This window comes from Aestuariivita boseongensis, assembly GCF_001262635.1.
Classification (GTDB): domain Bacteria; phylum Pseudomonadota; class Alphaproteobacteria; order Rhodobacterales; family Rhodobacteraceae; genus Aestuariivita; species Aestuariivita boseongensis.
This window is the reverse complement of sequence record NZ_JXYH01000036.1, coordinates 17,642-38,611: the sequence shown is the minus strand read 5'-3', so window position 1 is coordinate 38,611 and position 20,970 is coordinate 17,642. Positions and strand designations below refer to the sequence as shown.

Sequence of the window (20,970 nt, the reverse complement as noted above, 5' to 3'; positions counted from 1 at the left end):
ACCCCGCCGGCCCGGGGGCCGGGGCCAGCGGCGGTCTGGTCGGTGCGCTGGCCCCCCATGTGCCGGAAAACTGGAACGACAAGAAGGCATTTCAGTTCGAAAGCCTGCTTCTGGCCGAACCGTTCTGGGCCGGGGTGGAGGCCGCGGGCGGCACCTCCTCCGGCTATGGCCGCACGGGGCGGCTGCAGCCCATCGCCGATGATCACGCGCTGGCGCTTGCCCGCGCGCGGGAAGAAACGGCGCGCGGTCTCTGGCAAGGACGGGCGGACTGGCGCGTGATCGACGCGGGCGCGGCTGGCGATTGGGCCCCGCACAGCCCCACCGGCCTTCTGATCCACGACACGCTGAGCGCGCGCATGCATCCGCGCCGTGCCTGCGCGGCCCTTGTCGCGGCGCTTGCCACCAAAGGCGTCACTGTCGCGGCGGACGGCCCCGACACAGGCCCCACGATCTGGTGCACCGGCGTGGCGGGGCTCGAGGCGCTGAACGCGGGCCATCACCGCAGCGTCGGCAATGGCGTCAAAGGGCAGGCCGCGCTGCTGGCTCCTGCCGCGCCCCTGCCGGCGGACGCGCCGCAGCTTTTCGCCGATGCCCTGCACATCATTCCCCATGCGGATGGGACGATTGCCGTCGGATCGACCTCGGAACGGGACTATGACGATCCCACCTGCACCGACACGCAGCTGGATGACGTTATCGCCCGCGCCCACGCACAGGTGCCCGCGCTGCGCGACGCGAAAGTGGTGGATCGCTGGGCCGGGCTGCGCCCCCGTGCCCGGTCGCGCGCGCCCATGGCGGGCCCCTGGCCCGGCAGGCCTGATGCCTATATCGCCAATGGTGGCTTCAAGATCGGCTTCGGCATGGCCCCGAAGCTGGCCGAGATCATGGCCGATCTGGTGCTGGAAGGGCGCGACGCGATCCCCGACGCCTTCCGCGTCGAGGCGTCACTCTGACGCCGCCGCCTCTGCCTGCATGTTCTGGCGGCCATCCGGCCCGCGCACCCACAACGCCTGCCCGTTGCGGCACAACGTGGCCTCTTCCCCGTCCATCAGCGCCGATGTGGCGCGGAAGGAAAACGCGGCAAGCGGCCCCATCTCTTCCTCGGCCATCAGCATCAGAAGCTGCGCCAGAAGCGGGCCATGCACCACCAGCCCGCCATAACCTTCGACCGATTTGGCATAATCGCGGTCGTAATGAATGCGGTGGCCATTGAAGGTCAGCGCCGAATACCGAAACAACATGGTCGAGGTGAAGCCCTGCACCCGCGCCGATGTTTCATCCTGCCGCGCCTTCTGGGCCTGCGGCTGGGGCGCGGCCGGGTCGGGATCTTCGCGATAGACCAGATCCTTCCATTCGGTCAGGCATAGCTGCCCGTCCTGCCAGATCTCGTGGCGCAGGGTGACAAACCCCAAGGGGCCGCTCCGCCCCTCTTTACGCTGGGCGGTGTCGACGCTGCTGCGCTTTTCCGCCGGCAATCCCGCGCGCAGTGGTTGGGAAAACTCCAATCGCCCCCCGGCCCACATCCGGCGCGGCAGGCCCATATCGGGAATCAGACCGCCCACGCGGGGGTGACCGTCGCGGCCCAGCCCGGGCGCGGCGACCGGCTCCCAGAAATAGATCTGGTGATAGAAGGGCGGCAGCGCATCACCTTCAGCAAACGCCCCCTCCCGCCCTAGCGTAACGTTCAGCGCGGTGGCACGGGCCGGGTCAATCAGATCGGCGACGACCTGCATCGCCCTACCGTCCGATTTCAGCTTTCAGAGCATTCATCAGCTCTTGCAGGGTCTTCAGGTAAAGCTCTCCTGTCAGCTGTCCGTTGTCGTCGAACTGGTCGCGCGAGCCTGCGAGATGCATCTCGGGGCCCTGCAGAATGCGTGGGCGAAACGGCACCATGAACCCGCGCAGCACCATCTGCGCCCGTTCGCCGCCCGCACGGCCTGCAGCCGCCGACATAACTGCGACAGGCTTGTCCGCCCAGGGCTTGCCGTCGGTCCGGCTGACCCAGTCCAGCGCGTTTTTCAGAACGCCTGACGGCCCCTTGTTGTATTCCGGCGTGGAAATCACCACCGCATCGGCGGCGGCAATCTGATCGGCCAATGTCTGGACCGCGGCAGGGATGCCGTCGGCCTCTTCCGCGTCGCCATCGTAAAGAGGCAGGTTCAGATCGGCCTCCACATAAGACGCCGGATCAAAAAGACGCGCTGCCTCGCGGATCAGTTTGCGGTTGGTCGCCTCGGCCCGGAGAGAGCCCGAGATGCCCAAAAGTGAATACGTACCCATGAAAGTACCCCTTAGCATGACTTGCATTGCGCCATAGCTAGGTCAGCAGCACACACAAGCCAACTGTATGCCTGCGCACAAGGGTCGTGCGCAGGCTGAGGGGGTGATGTGAATCAGCTGTTGGGCAGGATCACGATCTCGACCCGGCGGTTCTGGGCGCGCCCTTCAGGGCTGAGGTTCGAGGCAACCGGCTGCGACTCGCCCCGGCCCAGCGTGCGGATGCGCGAGAACGGGACACCCGCGTCCAGAAGCACGTCGGCCACCGCGTTGGCGCGGCGCTCCGACAGGAGCTGGTTATAACCCGCGTCGCCGGTGTTGTCGGTATGGCCGATGATCTGGATCGTGCTGTTGGGATAAGCCTGCAGGTTGCTGGCCACCGCGCGCAGGTCGCGCTGCAGATCGGGCCGGACCGAGAAACTGTCGGTGGCAAACAGGATATCCTGCGGCAGCGTCACGATCAGGCGGTCACCGGTATTGGTGATCCGAACCTGGTCATTGCCCAGGCTGGCGCGCAGATCGGCCTCCTGCTTATCGAGGTTGTTGCCGATCAGGCCGCCCGCCACCGCACCGGCCACGGCGCCGCCCACGGTGGCTTCGGTATCGCCACCGATGATCTGGCCCAGTGCCGCGCCGATGCCGGCGCCCAGCAAAACGCCCTGATCGCGGTTGCGGTTCGGGTTGTTCGGGTCGCCCAACTGGCCCGGATCGGTACAGGCCGTCAGGCCCAAAACCGCAACGGTTGCAAGGATGAACGGGGTTTTTGCGAATGTCATATCTCTCTGCTCTCTTACTCGGACGCGCTTTATGCACGGCGCGTCCCGTGGTGATACGCGCTATGTGCGCCTGGCACCGTTGTTATGCAATAACAGCCCGCATTTCGGCGGTTTTTCGCTGCAATCAGGGGGTGTTACCCGGCATCTACCTGTGCCGCCTCAAAAGCCAGCATCGCGCGTTTCACGGGCAGGCCCCAGTGATATCCGCCCAGTCCACCGGATTTGCGCAAAGCACGGTGGCAGGGGATCAGCCAGCTGACCGGATTGCGGCCCACCGCCGTGCCCACCGCCCGCACCGCCTTGGGCTGGCCGATATGCTGGGCAATCTCGGAATAGGTGGTCACATGGCCGGATGGGATGGTCAAAAGCGCCTCCCACACCTTGATCTGGAAAGGGGCGCCGATCAGGAACAGGGGCGCCGTGTCCAGCGCGCCGTCCGCACCAAAAGCCGCCAGCACCCAGGGACGCAGGCGCATCGGGTCTTCGATGAATGTGGCCTTGGGCCAGCGTCCTGTCAGATCCTCCATCGCGTGCTCTTCCCCGCTTTCGGCGGCAAAGCCCATGCCGCAGATGCCCTTGTCGGTGCCCATGACAAGCGCAGGCCCAAAGGGGCTTTCGAACCAGCCCCAATAGATCGTCAGCCCCTCGCCACCCTTGGCGTAATCGCCGGGGCTCATCGCTTCCCAGCGCAGGAACAGATCGTGCAGCCGCCCGCCACCGGACAGGCCAGCCTCATGCGCGGTCTCCAGCATGGTGAACCTCTCGCGCAGCAGCGCCTTGGCATGGCCCAGCGTCAGGTATTGCTGATACCGTTTCGGACTGACGCCCACCCATTGCGAGAACAGCCGCTGGAAATGCGCGGGGCTCATGTTCATCTCGCGCGCCAGATCGTCCAGCGTCATGGCCGGCCCGCCCTGATCTATCAGGTCGATGGCCCGGCGCATGACGTTGTAATGATATCCCTGGTCGGTGTTCTGAATGTTCATGGCGCAAATCTCCGTCCTTGAGGGGAATTTACCGCGGCGGGGCGGCGGCGACGACCCGAAACCTGCGCTTTGGCGTTGCGATGGCGGGCAGGCTTGGGCAATAAGGCGCGGATGGCAAAGCAACTTGATTACCACACGATCCACGAGATCTTCACCCGCTTCCGCGCGGCCGAGCCCGAACCCAAGGGTGAACTGGATCACGTGAACGCCTATACGCTGGTGGTGGCCGTGGCGCTTTCGGCGCAAGCCACCGATGCGGGCGTTAACAAGGCCACCAAAGAGCTGTTCAAGATCGCCGACACCCCGCAAAAGATGCTGGATCTGGGCGAAGAAAAACTGATCGAGCATATCAAGACGATCGGCCTTTACCGCAATAAGGCCAAGAACGTCATGAAGCTCTCCCGCATTCTGGTCGAGGACTATGGCGGTGAGGTCCCCTCGTCGCGCGCTGCTCTGCAATCGCTGCCCGGTGTGGGGCGCAAGACGGCCAATGTGGTTTTGAACATGTGGTGGCGGTTCCCGGCGCAGGCGGTCGATACGCATATCTTCCGGCTGGGCAACCGGTCGGGCATTGCGCCGGGCAAGGATGTGGACGCGGTCGAACGCGCCATCGAAGACAACATCCCGGCCGAATTCCAGCTGCATGCGCATCACTGGATGATCCTGCACGGCCGCTATACCTGCGTGGCGCGCAAGCCCAAATGCGACGCCTGCATCATCCGCGATCTCTGCAAATTCGAGGAAAAAACCTGACATGAAAACCTATGACCTTGTGGGCATCGGCAATGCCGTTGTCGATGTGATCTCGCAATCTGATGATGCCTTCCTTGATAACATGGGGATCGAAAAGGGCATCATGCAGCTGATCGAACAGGATCAGGCCGAGCTGCTCTACGGCGCGATGGAAAACCGCGTGCAGACGCCGGGCGGATCGGTCGCCAATACGATTGCGGGCGCAGGCGCGCTGGGGCTACAGACCGCCTTCATCGGACGGGTCAAGGATGACGGGTTGGGCCGGTTCTATGCCAAGGCGATGACCGATCTCGGGATCGACTTCGTCAATGACCCGGTCGCGGATGGCGAAGCCCCCACATCGCGGTCGATGATCTTCGTCTCGCCGGATGGGGAGCGGTCGATGAACACCTATCTGGGCATCTCAACCGGGCTGTCGTCTGCCGATGTGCCGAAAGAGGTGACGGGCAACGCCAAGCTGATGTTCCTGGAAGGGTATCTCTTTGACCACGACGCGGGCAAATCGGCGTTCCGCGAAGCGGCCCGTGCAACCCGTGCAGCGGGTGGCAAGGCGGGCATCGCGATTTCCGATCCCTTCTGCGTGGACCGGCACCGGGCCGATTTCCTGTCGCTCATTGAACATGATCTGGATTTCGTGATCGGGAACGAGGCCGAGATCCAGTCGCTCTTCCAGAACGACCATCTGGATGATGCGCTGATGCTGACGGCGGGGATTTGTCCCTTGGTGGTCTGCACCCGCTCGGGCGATGGCGTCAGCATCATGGAAGGTACCAGCCGCACCGACGTGCCGGTCGACAAGATCACGCCGGTCGACGCCACCGGCGCGGGCGATCAGTTCGCCGCCGGGTTCCTTTATGGCATGGCCACGGGCCGCGATTTGGAAACCTGTGCGCGCATGGGCAATGTCTGCGCGCGCGAGGTGATCGGCCATATCGGCCCGCGCCCCGAAGTGTCAGTCGCCGATCTGATGAAGGCCGAGGGGCTTTTGTGACCCCGCTTGAGCCCGGTTTTCACCCGGTGCCACGCGGCATGGTCGCCACCGTCGTCACCTATCTTGAGATGACGACGCCCGCACCAGACCGCCCCGCGCCAGATCTGGACGGCATCCGTTTTGCCCCGCTTGAGGCGGATGTGGCCACCTATCGCGATCTCTTCGCTCGCGTGGGCGCGCAGGACTGGCTGTGGTTTTCGCGGATGCAGATGGCCGATGACGACTTGGCTGCCATTCTGAATGACCCGGATGTGACGCTGCATACGCTGCTGAAAGACGGCACGCCCGAAGCGCTGCTGGAGCTGGATTTCCGCGAAGACGGCGCTTGCGAGCTGGCCTTCTTCGGCGTCACCCCGGCCCTTCTGGGCACGGGGGCCGGGCGGCTTCTGATGAACCATGCGACCCGATTGGCGTGGCAGCGCCTCATCACGCGGTTTCATGTCCATACCTGCACGCTGGATCACCCCGGCGCGTTGGGCTTTTACCGCCGGTCCGGTTTCACCCCCATCCGGCAGGAGGTCGAGATCGCCCCGGACCCCCGTCTGACCGGGGTCCTGCCCAAAGACGCCGGGTCACACGTGCCGATCTTTCCGTAGAGCCAGGTCCAAAAGCCGTGCCGGGCTGGGTGATCCACCCGTAGGGCGGGCTTCAGCCCGCCACCCCCACCGAACGCTCCCTTCACCACATCGCAAGGCGGATGCGCGACAACCCTTCGCGTAGCTACATTTGTCGCCGAAAGGTGGCACGATCAGGACAGATGGTTTTCCCATCGCGCAGTCCATGTCATCAGGGCCTAACCACCCCGGGTGACATGAGCCATCGCTTAACCAGCAGGCCTGCTCCCTGACGTTTTCCTATCACATATGACGATAAGCCTGCCGGGGGATGACCCCGATGCGGGCCCTTCGTCGTGGCCGCGTGGCGGGACAAGTCCCGCCCTACGGGCAGGTGCCTTGCATGCAGCGTTGTAAATCCCGTTCCGCCTTGGGGCTGGCGGGCAGCGCAAATCCACCGCAGGGGTTTGTCTCCAACACCAGCGCCCCGTCGCGCATTTCAAGAAACGCAATGATCTCTGCCCCGGCAGGCACACGCGCGCACCACGGGCCGTAACAGGCCACCTCCAGCGTCACATCCCCCTCAAAAGGGCGCTGGAACCCGGTGCGGGCCAGTTGGTGACCGCTGAAATACGCCTCCACCCGCGTCAGCGGAGGGGTTGCCGCCTGATCCTCCCAATCGACCTGCGGCAGATCGCGTTCGTCAAAGGCAAGCGTGCCCCGCGTCACGATGTACAGACGCTCACTCTCGGACGCCTGCGCCCAGGCATCCAGATGATCCCACGGCATGCAGGACAAGGCCCAGACCGGGCCAGCACTCAGCCAGAGGGCCGCAAATGCGGTGCAAATTCGGCCAATACCCGCGCATAGACCTCGCGTTTGAAGGGCACGATCTTTTCGACCAGATGATCGACATGTTGCCAGCGCCATGCGGAAAACTCCGGATGTTCGGTTTCGATATTCACCTGATCGTCCGTCCCGGTAAAGCGCAACAGGAACCATTTCTGCTCCTGCCCGCGATATTTGCCCTTCCAGATCTGCGGCACGATCTCATGGGGCAGATCATAGGGCAGCCAGCCTTCCGTCTCGGCCACGACCTCGACCAGATCTGCGGTCACGCCGGTTTCCTCCCACAGCTCCCTAAGGGCCGCGTCGCGCGGATCCTCTCCCTTGTCCACACCGCCCTGCGGCATCTGCCAGGCCTCCTGATACCTGTCACGGCGCTGGCCGACGAACACATCGCCCTCGGCATTCATCAGCATCACGCCCACGCAGGGTCGATAGGGCAGTCTGGCAATCTCTTCCGGGGTCATCGGCGCACTCTCTTTCATCTGGACACCATCACTACCGCTCGCCCAAAGTTGCGCAACCCACATGACGCCGCGTAGCGCGTGACAAGTGGCGCACAGAACGCAATCTAGGCGCAATATCCAAGGGAGGACTTCCATGACCGACTATCCCCACCTGCTTGCCCCGCTGGACTTGGGTTTCACCACGCTGAAAAACCGCGTGCTGATGGGCTCGATGCATACCGGCCTGGAAGAGACCAAGGATTGGAACCGCGTCGCCGAATTCTACGCCGAACGGGCGCGGGGCGAAGTGGCCCTGATGGTGACAGGTGGGATCGGCCCGAACCTTGAAGGCTCGGTCCTGCCGGGTGCATCCATGATGACCACGGAAGAGGATGTGAAGAACCATTCGGTCATCACGGAACGTGTGCATGAGGCGGGCGGCAAGATCGCAATGCAGATCCTCCATGCCGGCCGCTATGCCTATGGGCCGAAATGCGTGGCGCCCTCCCCAATCAAATCGCCCATTTCGCCTTTCCCGCCGACCGAACTCGACGAGGAGGGGATCGAAAAGCAGATCTCCGACATCGTGAATGCCGCCGTTCTGGCCCAGCAAGCGGGCTATGACGGGGTGGAGATCATGGGGAGCGAAGGGTATTTCATCAACCAGTTCATCGTCACCCACACAAACAAACGCACCGACCGCTGGGGCGGGTCGTACGAGAACCGCATCCGCCTGCCCATCGAAGTCGTCCGCCGCACGCGCGAGGCCGTGGGTACCGATTTCATTATCATCTACCGCCTGTCGATGATCGACCTTGTGCCAAACGGATCGACCACCGAAGAGGTGATCCAGCTGGCCAAGGAAATCGAAAAAGCAGGCGCCACGATCATCAATACCGGCATCGGCTGGCACGAGGCCCGCGTGCCCACCATCGCCACATCGGTGCCGCGCCGGGCCTTTGCCTGGGTCACGCAGAAGCTGATGGGACACGTGTCGATCCCGGTGATCACCTCGAACCGGATCAACACGCCCGAAGTGGCCGAAGCCGTTCTGGCCGATGGCTGCGCCGACATGGTGTCGATGGCGCGGCCCATGCTGGCCGACCCGCATTTCGTCCGCAAGGCGATGGAAGGACATTCCGGCCAGATCGCGCCCTGCATTGCCTGCAACCAGGCCTGTCTGGATCACACTTTCTCGGGCAAGCTGACGTCCTGCCTTGTGAACCCCCGCGCCTGTCACGAGACCGAACTGGTCATCGAACCCGCTGCCACCCAGAAATCCATCGCAATTGTCGGCGCGGGGCCTGCCGGCCTGTCAACCGCGATGACCTGCGCGGAACGCGGCCACAAGGTGACTGTCTTCGACAAGGCGTCCGAGATTGGCGGCCAGCTGAACATGGCCAAGCAGATCCCCGGCAAGGAGGAATTCTGGGGCTTTGTCGACTGGTATCGCGAGATGATGGATCATCACGGCATCGACGTGCGCCTGAACACCGAAGTGACCGCGGACGACCTGGATGGCTTTGACGAGGTCATCATCGCCACCGGTGTTATCCCGCGTGACCCGGAAATCCCGGGTCAGGACCGCGCCAACGTCGTCAGCTATATCGACGTCCTGCGCGACAAGGTCGAGGTCGGCAAACGTGTCGCCGTGATCGGCGCAGGCGGCATCGGCTTTGATGTCTCGGAGTATTTGGTGCACGAGGGTGAAAGCCCCACCGAAAACCTGCCCGAATGGATGACCGAATGGGGCGTCGCCGACCCGGCCAATCACCGTGGCGGGCTGGCCCCCGAAGGGCCCAAGCCCGAGGCGCCTGCGCGCGAGGTGACACTGCTCCAACGCAAGGCGGAAAAACACGGCAAACGGCTGGGCAAGACCACCGGCTGGATCCACCGGGCGGCGCTCAAGATGAAGGACGTGAATTTCGTGGGCGGCGTGAATTACGAACGCATCGACGATCAGGGCCTGCATGTCAGCTTTGGCGAGGCGCGCGAAAACCCCACACTGATCGAAGCCGATACGATCGTCATGTGTGCCGGCCAACTGCCGCTGCGCACATTGGCCGATGATCTGGCTGCCAAGGGGATCACGCCCCATGTGATCGGCGGGGCGGATGTGGCGGCGGAGCTCGACGCCAAACGCGCAATTGATCAGGGCACACGCCTGGCGGCCACCCTCTGACCCACGGCTTTCGGGCGCGCGGCTAATCCGTGACGGTGAAGGTCACGACCTTGCTCACCACGGGCGGGTCATGCGGCTTGTGGTTGTGATCGCCCAGAACCAGCTGGATGCTGTGCTGACCCGGTTCAAGCTCCAGCGTTGCTTCTGTCTGTCCGCCGCCGAAATGGATATGGTTGTCATCGGCGGGAATGCCGAATTCCGACATCTCGGCATCCTCGGGCCCCTCTCCGAAGGGCGCGCGGTTCAGAAGGATATGATGGTGGCCGGTGCCGTCTTTCTCGACCCCGGCAGGGGCAACGCCCTTGCCGCGCAGCCCGAACACGACCGTGACAGGTGAGGTCACATTTGCCCCATCCTCGATATTCACGACATAGGCCACAGGATCCTCCGCCAGCGCGGGGCCTGCCAAAATCAGGGATGTTGCTGCGGCCAGGAGTAGGTGTTTCATGCGTAACGTCCTCCTCTCTCAGGGCTGAAAGCTTAGACGATCTTCCGCGTTTCACAATTCACGAAACCGCGCTTTCAACCAAAGGAAACAGGCTGTTTACCTGTTTCGCAGCTGAAAACGATGCCGTGAAATCCCCGATATTATCCCATCTGTGCCGTGTTCTTGCCCATATTGAGGGCGATACCCCTATGCCAACGAACAACCCCAAAAGGGACATCGAGCATGGACAGATTAACCGAAATGGAAGCCTTCGCCACGGTGGTGGATCAAGGTGGATTTACAGATGCCGCCAAGAAAATGGGCATCTCGAAATCAGCCGTTTCCAAACATGTATCGAGCCTGGAAGCCCGTCTTGGCGCCCGTCTGCTCAATCGCACAACGCGCCGCGTGTCGCCCACCGAAATCGGCCTGGCCTACTATGATCGCGCGCGCCGCGTACTGAACGACGCGGGCGAAGCCGATGCGCTGGTGACCTCCATGCAAAGCGCGCCCTCGGGGCTGCTGCGCATCTCGGTTGCGACGGATTTCGGGGTCAATCACCTGTCGCCCGTGCTGTCGTCCTTCCTTGAGGAATTCCCCGACATCACCGTGAACATGGTGCTGAACAACCGCTATGTCGAACTGATTTCCGAAGGGTTCGACATGGCTGTGCGCATTGGCGAACTGGAAGACAGCACCCTGCGCGCCCGCAAGCTGACGGAAACCACGCGGCGGATGATCGCGGCCCCGGCCTATTTCGAGCGCTATGGCCGTCCGCAGAAGATCGACGATCTGAACGAACACAAGCTCTTGCACTATTCCAATCAGGGCGCCGGCAATGTCTGGAAGATCACCGCGCCGTCGGGCGAAAAGCGCCAGGTGCGCACCGCCGGCTGGCTGAGCGTGAATGACGGGCAATCCCTGCTGAACGCCGCCATCTCGGGCCTGGGCATCGCGTACCTGCCCAGCTTCCTTTACGCCGATGCCATGGCGCAAGGGCTGGTCGAAGACGCCATCCCCGACCTGCCGATGGAGACGCAAGGCATCTACGCCGTTTATCCGCCGGGCCGCTTCACCCAACCCAAGGTCCGCGCCTTCATCGATTTCCTTGTCCATGCGTTCGCCGATAAAGGCCCGTCGGACTGGTAACACGGTTTCTTCATGTTGCTTCCCTTGGCAACGCACCTGACCCCGCCACCGGCGGGGTTTTTTGTTTTGCGCTGTGGTCTAGTCAGAGCGCATATCAACACGCACGATGCCGGTCTTCTGCCCGGCTTCGACATATTGAAATGCAGCAACTATGTCAGCCAAAGGATAACGGCGGTCAAAAACGCCACGGAACCGGCCGTCAGCCAAAAGACCTGCCAGGGTCTGGACCAAGCCGCGCGGGTCTTTGGGAAAAGGGACGCCCAGCCTGCGGTGGCCTCTGACTGCCGACCACGCCTCCAGACCCAGGTTTGACCAATAGGGCCCCAGATCCGTGGCCGCGAATATGCCCTGCGGCTTCAGCAACGGGCGGCAGGCGAACCACGATGTCTTCCCAACCGCGTCGAACACCAGATCGAAACGCTCACCCAACTTGGTGAAATCCTGTACCTGATAGTCGATCACGCGGTCGGCCCCAAGCTGGCGCGCAAGCTCAAGATGCCTGTGCCCGACAACGGCAGTGACCTCAGCGCCACGAAGCTTGGCCAGTTGCACCGCCGCCGTCCCGATCGCGCCAGACCCCCCATAGATGAGGCACCTGTCGCCTGTGTTCAGCCGGTCGGTTGTGGCGCTGGCATACCATGCGCCTTCCCCGACCACGGCTTCGTCATATCTCAGACCATCGGGCAAGCGCGCAATCGCCCCACCCTCGGGCAGGCACACATATTCCGCATGAGCGCCGAACCGGTCGGGCGACAGGCCGAACACGCGGTCGCCGGGCTCATAGGCCGTCACGCCGCCACCCACCGCGTCAACGACGCCTGCGACATCCATGCCGAGGATGGACATTTTCGGCCGCGTGAGCCCCGTTGCCACACGGGCAAAGAACGGATGACCGCGCAGCGTGGCTGTATCCGTCCTTGTGACGGTGGTGGCATGGACCTTGACGCGGATCTTACCCTGCGCGGGCTGCGGCACGGGCATGTCACACAGCGTCAGGGTTTCCGGCGGGCCATAGCGATGGAACACGGCCGCCTTCATATGTGACGGGGTCGTCATACGCCCACCTTACAGGCTCGGCGGGCAACTGTGCACCTTGTTGACCGGTACTGCGCCTTGCAACCACCCAAAGAAAACCCCCGCATCCGGGGATGCGGGGGTTCAGTATGATCAATGTGAAACCAGTCAGGCCGATTTCTTGCCCTTCACAGGCGCCCAGATGCGCTTGTTGGTCAGGTACAGCAGCACCGACAGGATGGTCAGGAACAGCACACCGACAAAACCGGCTTGCTTGCGGGCCATCATCTTGGGCTCTGCCGTCCACATCAGGAAGGCCGAGACGTCTTCCGCCATATGCTCCAGCGAGTTGGAGTGACCATCGGCGAACTCCACCTGCTCGTCATAAAGCGGCTGCGACATGGAAATCCAGCCACCCGGGAAGGCTTTGTTCTCGTACAGGATGGTGCCCGCCTCTTCCTTCTCTTCGCCGGTGTAGCCGGTCAGAAGCGACGCGATGTACTCAGGCCCACCCATGCCCTTGAACAGCTGGTTCAGACCCAGACCGTAAGGCCCGTGGAAGCCCGCGCGCGCCTTGGCCATCAGGCTCAGGTCGGGTGCGTTTTCCAGGTTCGAACCGGGGAAGTGGTCGTTCGGCGTGGCCGGGCGGAAATCATCCAGCTCGGGATCGAACACTTCGAAGTTGTTCGCCGCATAGGCGCGGACCTGATCTTCGGGCAGGTTCGGGCCGCCTTCATCGGCCAGGGTGCGCAGCGGCACATGCTCCAGCCCGTGGCAGGCCGCGCAGACCTCGGTGTAGATCTGCAGGCCGCGTTGCAGCTGGTTCTGATCGAAGGTCCCGAAGGGACCTTCGAACGAGAAGTCGAAGTCTTCGACGTGACCCTGCTTGCCAGCTGCGAAGGCAGAACCGGCTGTCAGGGCCAATGCCGCGACTGCGCTGATCGTGAGTTGTTTGATCATTGCTTTCAGTTCCTTCTTATTCAGCCGGCGTGGCGTCGCCGCCTTTGCCGTAATGGGCCGCGAAGTCTTCTTCGATGGTCTCGGGCTGCGCATCCGGCTTCTCGATCACGCCCAGAAGCGGCAGGATCACCAGGAAATACGCGAACCAGTAGGTCGAGCCGATCAGGGCGATATAGGGATAGATCCCTTCCGCCGGCATGGCGCCAACCCACATCAGGACGAAGAAGTTCACGACGAACAGCCAGAACCACCATTTGAACATCGGACGATACCGGCCCGAGCGCACGGACGATGTGTCCAGCCAGGGCGCCAGCGCCATCACGACGATCGCACCGAACATCGCCAGCACGCCGAAGAACTTGGCGTCGATGATGCCGTTGGTCAGGAAGTCGGCCGCGATCACGATCCACACCTCGGTGTCGAAGGCGCGCAGGATCGCGTAGAACGGCAGGAAGTACCATTCCGGCACGATATGCGCAGGCGTCACCAGGGCGTTCGCCTCGATATAGTTATCGGGGTGGCCCAGATAGTTCGGCATAAAGCCCACGATGGCCCAGAAAACCACCAGGATCACGGCCAGCGCGAACAGGTCCTTGATCACGAAATAGGGCCAGAACGGCAGCGTGTCCTTCTGCGCCTCTTCCTTGGAGCCGCGACGCACTTCAACACCGGTGGGGTTGTTGTTGCCCGTGGTGTGGAAGGCCCAGACATGCACGATCACCAGACCGGCAATCACGAAGGGCAGCAGATAATGAAGCGAGAAGAAGCGGTTCAGCGTGGCGTTGTCCACGGCGGGTCCGCCCAGCAGCCAGGTCTGCAGTGCTTCTCCGATGAAGGGGATCGCGCCAAACAGGCCGGTGATCACGGTTGCACCCCAGAACGACATCTGACCCCAGGGCAGAACATAGCCCATGAAGGCCGTGCCCATCATCAGCAGGTAAATCAGCATGCCGATGATCCACGTGATCTCACGCGGAGCCTTGTATGAGCCGTAATACAGGCCGCGCAGGATATGCGCATAGACCGCCACAAAGAACAGCGACGCGCCGTTCTGGTGCAGATAACGCAGCATATGACCGCCATTCACGTTCCGCATGATGTGTTCAACCGACGCAAAGGCCAGGTCGACATGCGGGGTGTAATGCATCACCAGAACGATGCCGGTGACAATCTGCAGAACCAGACAGAACACCAGGACAATGCCCCAGATCCACATCCAGTTCAGGTTTTTCGGGGTCGGGATCATGATCGTGTCATAGATCAGTCCGACGATGGGAAGGCGGCTGTGCAGCCACTTCTCACCTTTCGAGCTTGGCTCGTAATGATCGTGAGGAATTCCGGACATGAGACGCTCCCTTATCCCAGTTGGATCGTTGTTTCGTCGACGAATTCAGCGGTCGGAACAGGCAGGTTTTCCGGTGCGGGACCGCGGCGGATACGGCCGGCGGTGTCATAGTGCGACCCGTGGCAGGGGCAGAACCAGCCGTTGAAATCGCCTGCGCCGTCACCCAGAGGCACACAGCCCAGGTGGGTGCACACGCCCTGCATCACCAGCCATTCGCCCGCTTCGTCCAGCGTGCGGTTTTCGTCATTTGCGGGCACATCGCCGCCAATATTGGGGTTGCGTGCGATCGGATCGGGCAATTCGCTCAGATCGACAGCGCGGGCTTCGTCGATTTCTTCCTGCGTGCGGCGGCGGATGAACACCGGCTTGCCCAGGAACTTGACGCTGATCTGCGTGCCCGGCTCGACCGCGCTGACATCGACGCGGATCGACGACAGGGCCTGCACGTCTGCGGACGGGTTCATTTGATGGACCAGCGGCCAGATTGCGGCCCCGGCGGTGACTGCACCTGCGCCTGCGGTGGCGTAGTAGAGGAAATCCCTACGGGTGCCTTCGTGGTCTTCTGCGTGCGACACGAGGTTTACTCCATTTCAGGGCCGTCTCAGGCCAAACAACTGACGAGGCCGTGCCACAAAGGCACAGCCGCTCCGGCGGGTATTTAGCGGCGTCGGTCAGGCCCGTCCAGTCACCAAACACGCGCAAGTGGTCGCAGGTGCGGCACCCGGTCGCGATCTTGCCCTTTTCTGCATCAGAAACTTGGCTGGGACGGCGGGAACGCTACAACACCGCCCCTCCTGACAGCCAGCCGTTGAAAAAGCGTTTATCAGGCAGGCACCGTGGCCTTCATGCTGTCACGCGATTCGAACCGGGCGTACCAGTCTGCCAGTTGCGGACGTCCGGTGCGCCAGTTGCGGTCGCCATGACGGAAATCCAGATAGCCCAGCGCACAGCCCAGCGCGATCTGCCCCATGTCGATCTGTCCCGACAGATGGCTGATCCAACGGCTTTCCAGCGCCGACAATGCCCGGTCGACCTTGGACCATTGCGCATCGACCCAGGCTTGCGAGCGGATCGCCTCGTCGCGGAACCGCGCCTCGTAGACCATCAGAACGGCGGCATCCATGATCCCGTCGGCGGTGGCCTCCAGCGTCAGCACCTCCCAAAGCCGCGCGTCGGGGTACAGCCCGGCCTTGGCGCGGTCATCCAGAAACCGGCAGATCACCCGGCTGTCATACAGCGTCGGGCCGAAATCGCGCACCAGTGCGGGGATCTTGCCCAGGGGGTTCGCCGCCAGAAGATCCTCCGGCGCCCCTCCCGGAGAGGTCACGACCTCCACTTCCTCGACCTGATCGGTCAGGCCCGCTTCGCGGATCAGAACGCGCACCTTGCGCACAAAGGGTGACGGGGCGGCCATCATCAGTTTCATGTCCGGGTCCTTCTTTTTCCGGTGTGTTGGGACAAATTCCACCCTACGCCTTGCGCATTCTGTCTGCCAGAGCTTCCGTGTCAGTCCCCATCCCGTTGCGCGCGACCCCGTCGGCGGCACGCAGGCGCACCTCATCAGGTTTGTTCTGGTTCATCTTCCAGGTGCCATCCACATCCGCGACCTTGAAGGCGCAAGGCACGATCTGGCGCATCATCTTCTCCATCACGCCCTCAGACATCTTGGCCGATGTCCAGGGCGTTTTCGGCAAAAGCTGCGTTTCAAAATGCGCCGACAGGCGGTCGAGCAGGCCGTGAAGCTCCTCCTGCGGGCGCAGTTCCAGCTGGCCGGTCAGATGCACCGCGATATAGTTCCAGGTGGGCACCTGATCCGCCACCCCATACCAATCGGGCGAGACATAGCTGTCCGGCCCCGAGACCGCGATCCGCGCGTTCAGCGGACCGTCGCGCAACGCCCGCGCAATGGGGTTTGAGCGGACCAGATGCAGATGGGCCCAGACGCCGTCCTCATCCAGCAAGAACGGCACGTGGGACAGCATCGGCGCATCGTCTCCGCACGCAACAGCCAGCACGCCAAAGGCCCGCGCGCGGGCGAAGGCCAGGTTCGCCTGCGCTTCTTGCGTGTGATAGATCGGGTTGGGGTGCATGGCGCCTCTCCTTCTGACGCGGCGATCCTATTGCCAAGGGCTGCGGCCTTTGCAAGGGTGATCCCGTTCTCAGGGCGGGGTGGAATTCCCCACCGGCGGTATATCGGTTTCCGATGAGCCCGCGAGCGGCCCCAGGTTGGGGTGTCAGCAGATCAGGTGAGAGGCCTGAGCCGACGGTCACAGTCCGGATGGAAGAGAACGTGCGCAGCCAGCCCCTGTTTGGGGAGGGCGGCGTTCGTAATCGCCTTGGGTGACGTGTCTTGAACCAAGGAGGATTACCACATGACACACACCCGTTTCGCCTTCATCAAAGCCAACTGGCACGCCGATATTGTCGATCGTGCTTTGGATGGCTTTTTGGAGCTTGTTCCGCCTGATCAGGTCGATGTCTTCGACGTGCCCGGCGCGTTTGAGATGCCACTGCTGGCCCGCGATCTGGCCGCCACGGGCCGATATGGCGCGGTGGCCTGCGCGGCCTTTGTCGTGGATGGCGGGATCTACCGCCATGAGTTTGTGGCACAAGCCGTGGTGGATGGCCTGATGCGCGCCGGGATGGACACCGGCGTGCCGGTTCTGTCGGTGTCCCTGACCCCGCATCAGTATCAGGAGACCGACCATCACAATGCGATCTTCCGCGCGCATTTTGTCGAGAAAGGGCGTGAGGCTGCGCGTGCGGCGCTCTCGATCTGCAAGACGCGGGAGGCTGTGGCGGCTTAAGGCCATTCACCGCACCAGCCCGGAACAAGGCCGAAGGCCGCCGGGCAGCGCCTGCCCGTCCCGGCGGGCTGGCGCTTTGTCTGCCCACGGCGCGTCGATCATTCGGAAGATGACAGGGCAGCCATAAAGCGCTGCGAAGCAAGGTTGCATGCGCCACCCCACGGGCAGGCGCTCCCCGTCGCACGGTGTTCGGGGACGGCAAAACGCGAGACCCGCGCTGGTCAGCGTGAGCTGACCTACCCCTCGCCCAAATAGGCCTTCAACGCAGGCGGCGGATCAGCCAACATCGCCTGCGCGTCTTCCGGCGGATGCGCTGTGCCGTCAGCGACCAGCACAATCTCGTCCGCCAGTCGCGCGGCATCTTCCGGATCATGGGTCACCATCAGAACCGTCGCCCCGCTTTCAGCCGTCAATTCGGCTACCAGGTCCAGCATCTCGACCTTCAGCGCAGGGCCAAGCGCCGAAAACGGCTCATCCAGGATCAGTATGGGCTTGGCCTGCACCAACACGCGTGCCCAGGCCGCGCGGCTTTGTTGTCCGCCAGACAGCTCGGCCGGGCGACGCGCGCCCAGATCGGCCAGCCCGACGCGGGTCAGGGCCTGATCCACCTGCGCCCAATCACCATCATTCAGCTTCAGATCCGGGCGCAAACCCAGCCCCGCATTCTGCCGGATCGTCAGATGGGGAAACAGATTGCCATCCTGAAACAACATCGCCACAGGCCGTTTACCGGGGGGCAGAGCGGTGATCTCCTCCCCCTGCCACAGCACCCGGCCCTGCGGCACGTCGTGAAACCCGGCGATGCCATTGACCAGCGTGGATTTCCCCGCCCCGGACGGCCCCATGACGGCCACCCTACGGCCCGGCGTGATCGACAGATCCGCCGCCAGCCGGAAGCCGCCATTCACTATTGTCACCCGATCAAGCTGCAGCACCGCGCCGCCCCCCTGCGTCAAAGGCCCAGAACAGAAAGAGCGAGAGCGACAATAGCAAAAGCCCCGCGCCCGCCGCCGCCTCCATCTGATAGGCCGCCATCAGGCGATACATCTGCAAGGGCAAAGTGGCCAGCTGCGGATCGGCGAACAGGACCACGACGCCCAGATCGCCCATCGACAGGGCCGCTGTGAGACCGGCGGCAAACCCGATCCGCGCGCGCATGCGGGGCAGGAAGATGTGGCGCAGATAGGGCCAGCCGGACATGTCCAGAGACACAGCGAGCCGGCCATGACCCCGCGCGACCTCTCTTGCGCCGGGGACAAGGATGCGCAGGGCGAAGGGCAAGGCCATCAACGCATTGACCAGCGCGGTGACGACCAGCGCCAGATCCTGCGGGTTCACGAATGGATTCAGGATCACGAAGAACCCGGTGCCGATGACGAGGGGCGAGGCGGCGAGGCCAAGGATCCCTGCAATCTCCATCCCCGCGCCTTTGGCCTGCGCGATTGACCAACTGAGCGGAACTGCGAGCGCCAGAAGGATCGCGGTAGAGGCCAGCGCCACGATGATCGACACGCCCGCCGCCCGCCAGACTTGGGCAGGCAGATCGGCAAGCGCGCCAAAGCCCGAGAGCACAATCGCGGCCATGGGCAAAAGCAGAAACAAAGCGGCCAATGCGATCAGGCCAGCATCCCAAAAGCGCAGAGAAAGGGCCGAGGCGTCCCAGCGCATCACCGTGCGATCCAGGCCCGCGCCAAGGCCCTCGAAGGGCGTCAGCTTCAACGCAATCGCTGCCGCGACGCCTGCGAGGATAATCTGGATCACCGACAAAAGCGCAGCGCGGCCCAGATCGAACTCCAGCCAGAAGGCCTGATAGATGGCCAGTTCCACCGTGGTCGCGCGCGGGCCGCCGCCCAGCGTCAGGGCAACGGCGAAACTCGTGATGCAGATGGCAAAGATCACCGCCCAGACACCGGGCACCGTGCGCGCGAGCATCGGCCATTCGATCACCCGGCGGGTATGGGAGGCGGAAAACCCAAGCTGCGCGGCAAGCCGAAACTGTTCGGCGGGAACATCGCCCCAGCCTTGCAAGATCAGCCGCGTGGCCAGCGGCAGGTTGAAGAAGACATGGGCCAGAACCACACCATGCAGCCCATAGATCTGCACCGGCGGCAGGCCGACCCAGCCCAAGACGATGCTGAGCCACCCGTTGCGGCCAAACACCGCCAGAAGGCCAAAGACCGCGACGATGACCGGCAGGATAAACGGCGCACCAAGGATGGTGACAAGCACACCGCGCCCTTGGAAGCGTCTGCGCGCAAAGGCACGGGCCACAGGGATCGCTAGCAGAACGCTGAACGTGGCCGACAGGATCGCCTGGAACACGGTAAACCGGATCGCGGCCCAATCGGCGGGGCCAAGGCCCGCGCCTGTATCGGCCCGCCAGAAGACGGCGGCCACAGCCCCCAGAATGATCGCGGCGACCAAAGCCGCCGCGACAAGACCAGCGCCCGGGCTTACTGGCTGAGCGCGCCCAGCCATTCCGCCAGAGCCTCCTCCCGCAGGGCAGGCGCCTCTGCCGCCGGCACCAAGAGAGCGGTTTCAGGGGTGATCAGCGTCTCGAAGCCTTCGGGGAGACCGCTTTCGGGTGTCACGGCGGGATACATCCAGTTGGTGGTCGGAATGATCGACTGAAACGCGTCGGACACCATGAATTGCAGGAACTGGTCCGCCAGCTCAGGCTGATCGGTGGAGGCGAGTTTGCCCGCCACTTCGATCTGCATGTAATGGCCTTCCTCAAAGGCGGCAGCGGTTTTCGAGGCATCCTCTTCCGCGATCAGGTGATAGGCGGGGGAGGTCGTGTAGGACAGCACCATATCCGCCTCCCCTTCCAGGAAAAGGCCATAGGCTTCAGACCAGCCCTTCGTCACCGTCACGACGTTATCGGCCAATCCTTCCCAGATCGCAGGGGCCTCATCGCCATAAGCGGCCTTCACCCACATCAGCAAACCCAGACCGGGGGTAGAGGAGCGGGGATCCTGGATGACAATGCTCAGATCGCTCTCCCCCAGCGATTTGAAATTCGCAGGGGCTGCCAGATCGGCGTTATGCACGAACGCGAAATACCCCCAGTCAAAGGGCACAAAGGTGTCGTCCGTCCAGTCGATGGGCAGGTCATACTCCGCGCTCACCGAATGCGGCGCAAAGAGCCCCGTCTCGGCCGCCGCTGCCGTCAGATTGGTGTCGAGGCCCAGAACAACGTCCGCCTCGCTCCGCGCGCCTTCCAGACGAATGCGCGCCAGCAAAGCCGCGCCATCGCCCGCGCCCACGAATTTCAGGTCACAGCCGCAGACCTCCTCGAACGCGGCTTCCACCGCAGGGCCGGGGCCCCAGTCCGAGACAAAGCTGTCATAGGTGTAAACGGTCAATTCCGGTGTCTCGGCCACGACAGCCGATGCACTCAAAACGCCCGCAGCAAATGCAAGATACTTCATTGGCATCCTCCTTTTGCGGCGACAGG

23 protein-coding genes and 1 riboswitch are annotated in these 20,970 nt (G+C 63.2%); of the genes, 7 read left to right on the top strand and 16 right to left on the bottom strand.

Annotated features, from left to right (window positions below; translation table 11 throughout):
• The coding region (locus TR61_RS13675) for an NAD(P)/FAD-dependent oxidoreductase (protein ID WP_050930764.1) at positions 1-953 on the top strand (953 nt) is incomplete at its 5' end.
• Here TR61_RS13675 and TR61_RS13670 read toward each other — a convergent pair.
• The 4 genes from TR61_RS13670 to TR61_RS13655 form a co-directional block, all read right to left on the bottom strand.
• On the bottom strand, positions 945-1,733 hold the full coding sequence (locus TR61_RS13670; RefSeq protein WP_050930762.1) for an HTD2 family dehydratase: 789 nt from the start codon (positions 1,731-1,733) through the stop codon (positions 945-947). The two genes, TR61_RS13675 and TR61_RS13670, sit on opposite strands and share 9 nt — an antisense overlap.
• A 4-nt stretch (positions 1,734-1,737) precedes the next feature.
• Positions 1,738-2,280 carry an NADPH-dependent FMN reductase gene (locus TR61_RS13665; protein WP_050930760.1) on the bottom strand — a complete coding sequence of 181 codons (543 nt, stop codon included), beginning with the start codon at positions 2,278-2,280 and terminating at the stop codon, positions 1,738-1,740.
• Between the two features lie 113 nt (positions 2,281-2,393).
• Entirely contained in the window at positions 2,394-3,053 is a 660-nt protein-coding gene (locus tag TR61_RS13660) for a YiaD family glycine zipper/OmpA-like lipoprotein (RefSeq protein ID WP_050930758.1), read from the bottom strand.
• A gap of 134 nt (positions 3,054-3,187) precedes the next feature.
• Complete coding sequence (locus tag TR61_RS13655) at positions 3,188-4,039, bottom strand: methylated-DNA--[protein]-cysteine S-methyltransferase (protein ID WP_050930756.1); 852 nt, start codon at positions 4,037-4,039, stop codon at positions 3,188-3,190.
• 111 nt (positions 4,040-4,150) lie between these two features.
• Here TR61_RS13655 and nth point away from each other — a divergent pair, with 111 nt between their 5' ends.
• The 3 genes from nth to TR61_RS13640 are packed head-to-tail and all read left to right on the top strand — an operon-like array spanning position 4,151 to position 6,379.
• Positions 4,151-4,792 carry an endonuclease III gene (gene nth, locus TR61_RS13650; protein ID WP_050930754.1) on the top strand — a complete coding sequence of 214 codons (642 nt, stop codon included), beginning with the start codon at positions 4,151-4,153 and terminating at the stop codon, positions 4,790-4,792.
• 1 nt (position 4,793) lies between these two features.
• Positions 4,794-5,783 (top strand): adenosine kinase, encoded by a 990-nt coding sequence (locus TR61_RS13645; protein WP_050930751.1) that lies wholly within the window; start codon positions 4,794-4,796, stop codon positions 5,781-5,783.
• 38 nt (positions 5,784-5,821) lie between these two features.
• Positions 5,822-6,379, top strand: a complete 558-nt coding sequence (locus TR61_RS13640; protein ID WP_050930777.1) for a GNAT family N-acetyltransferase — start codon at positions 5,822-5,824, stop codon at positions 6,377-6,379.
• Positions 6,380-6,721: 342 nt separating this feature from the next.
• On the opposite strand, the gene TR61_RS13635 is transcribed toward TR61_RS13640, so the two are convergent.
• A complete protein-coding gene (locus tag TR61_RS13635; protein WP_082181968.1) occupies positions 6,722-7,126 on the bottom strand; it encodes a hypothetical protein in 405 nt (134 codons plus the stop codon).
• Between the two features lie 29 nt (positions 7,127-7,155).
• A complete protein-coding gene (locus TR61_RS13630; RefSeq protein WP_050930749.1) occupies positions 7,156-7,650 on the bottom strand; it encodes an RNA pyrophosphohydrolase in 495 nt (164 codons plus the stop codon).
• A gap of 133 nt (positions 7,651-7,783) precedes the next feature.
• Here TR61_RS13630 and TR61_RS13625 point away from each other — a divergent pair, with 133 nt between their 5' ends.
• Positions 7,784-9,811 carry an NADPH-dependent 2,4-dienoyl-CoA reductase gene (locus tag TR61_RS13625; protein WP_050930743.1) on the top strand — a complete coding sequence of 676 codons (2,028 nt, stop codon included), beginning with the start codon at positions 7,784-7,786 and terminating at the stop codon, positions 9,809-9,811.
• A gap of 22 nt (positions 9,812-9,833) precedes the next feature.
• On the opposite strand, the gene TR61_RS13620 is transcribed toward TR61_RS13625, so the two are convergent.
• The gene (locus TR61_RS13620) at positions 9,834-10,259 is read right to left on the bottom strand and encodes a DUF4399 domain-containing protein (RefSeq protein WP_050930734.1); all 426 of its coding nucleotides are present in this window, start codon (positions 10,257-10,259) and stop codon (positions 9,834-9,836) included.
• Between the two features lie 222 nt (positions 10,260-10,481).
• Here TR61_RS13620 and TR61_RS13615 point away from each other — a divergent pair, with 222 nt between their 5' ends.
• Entirely contained in the window at positions 10,482-11,387 is a 906-nt protein-coding gene (locus TR61_RS13615) for a LysR family transcriptional regulator (RefSeq protein ID WP_050930725.1), read from the top strand.
• A 78-nt stretch (positions 11,388-11,465) separates the two neighbouring features.
• On the opposite strand, the gene TR61_RS13610 is transcribed toward TR61_RS13615, so the two are convergent.
• The 6 genes from TR61_RS13610 to TR61_RS13585 all read right to left on the bottom strand — a co-directional run bounded on the left by TR61_RS13610 (position 11,466) and on the right by TR61_RS13585 (position 16,796).
• Complete coding sequence (locus TR61_RS13610; RefSeq protein ID WP_245626889.1) at positions 11,466-12,443, bottom strand: NAD(P)-dependent alcohol dehydrogenase; 978 nt, start codon at positions 12,441-12,443, stop codon at positions 11,466-11,468.
• Positions 12,444-12,569: 126 nt separating this feature from the next.
• Positions 12,570-13,361 (bottom strand): cytochrome c1, encoded by a 792-nt coding sequence (locus TR61_RS13605; protein ID WP_050930719.1) that lies wholly within the window; start codon positions 13,359-13,361, stop codon positions 12,570-12,572.
• Positions 13,362-13,377: 16 nt separating this feature from the next.
• Complete coding sequence (gene petB / locus TR61_RS13600) at positions 13,378-14,706, bottom strand: cytochrome b (protein WP_050930717.1); 1,329 nt, start codon at positions 14,704-14,706, stop codon at positions 13,378-13,380.
• Between the two features lie 11 nt (positions 14,707-14,717).
• Positions 14,718-15,281 carry a ubiquinol-cytochrome c reductase iron-sulfur subunit gene (gene petA, locus TR61_RS13595; RefSeq protein WP_050930715.1) on the bottom strand — a complete coding sequence of 188 codons (564 nt, stop codon included), beginning with the start codon at positions 15,279-15,281 and terminating at the stop codon, positions 14,718-14,720.
• A 248-nt stretch (positions 15,282-15,529) separates the two neighbouring features.
• Positions 15,530-16,132 (bottom strand): glutathione S-transferase, encoded by a 603-nt coding sequence (locus TR61_RS13590; protein ID WP_050930771.1) that lies wholly within the window; start codon positions 16,130-16,132, stop codon positions 15,530-15,532.
• Positions 16,133-16,175: 43 nt separating this feature from the next.
• The gene (locus tag TR61_RS13585) at positions 16,176-16,796 is read right to left on the bottom strand and encodes an FMN-binding negative transcriptional regulator (RefSeq protein WP_050930713.1); all 621 of its coding nucleotides are present in this window, start codon (positions 16,794-16,796) and stop codon (positions 16,176-16,178) included.
• A gap of 61 nt (positions 16,797-16,857) precedes the next feature.
• Positions 16,858-17,000, top strand: a riboswitch (FMN riboswitch).
• A gap of 78 nt (positions 17,001-17,078) precedes the next feature.
• Here TR61_RS13585 and TR61_RS13580 point away from each other — a divergent pair.
• Positions 17,079-17,513 (top strand): 6,7-dimethyl-8-ribityllumazine synthase, encoded by a 435-nt coding sequence (locus tag TR61_RS13580; protein ID WP_050930711.1) that lies wholly within the window; start codon positions 17,079-17,081, stop codon positions 17,511-17,513.
• A 236-nt stretch (positions 17,514-17,749) separates the two neighbouring features.
• Here the strand turns inward: TR61_RS13580 and TR61_RS13575 are convergent, their stop codons facing one another.
• From TR61_RS13575 to thiB, 3 genes are read right to left on the bottom strand one after another with little or no spacing between them, the layout of a single operon-like run.
• A complete protein-coding gene (locus TR61_RS13575; RefSeq protein WP_050930708.1) occupies positions 17,750-18,448 on the bottom strand; it encodes a thiamine ABC transporter ATP-binding protein in 699 nt (232 codons plus the stop codon).
• The gene (locus tag TR61_RS13570; RefSeq protein WP_050930705.1) at positions 18,435-19,991 is read right to left on the bottom strand and encodes a thiamine/thiamine pyrophosphate ABC transporter permease ThiP; all 1,557 of its coding nucleotides are present in this window, start codon (positions 19,989-19,991) and stop codon (positions 18,435-18,437) included. Before TR61_RS13570 ends, TR61_RS13575 begins: the two co-directional genes overlap by 14 nt.
• Positions 19,967-20,944, bottom strand: coding sequence for a thiamine ABC transporter substrate binding subunit (gene thiB / locus TR61_RS13565; RefSeq protein ID WP_050930703.1), 978 nt, complete (start codon positions 20,942-20,944; stop codon positions 19,967-19,969). Before thiB ends, TR61_RS13570 begins: the two co-directional genes overlap by 25 nt.
• Between the last annotated feature and the right edge of the window lie 26 nt (positions 20,945-20,970).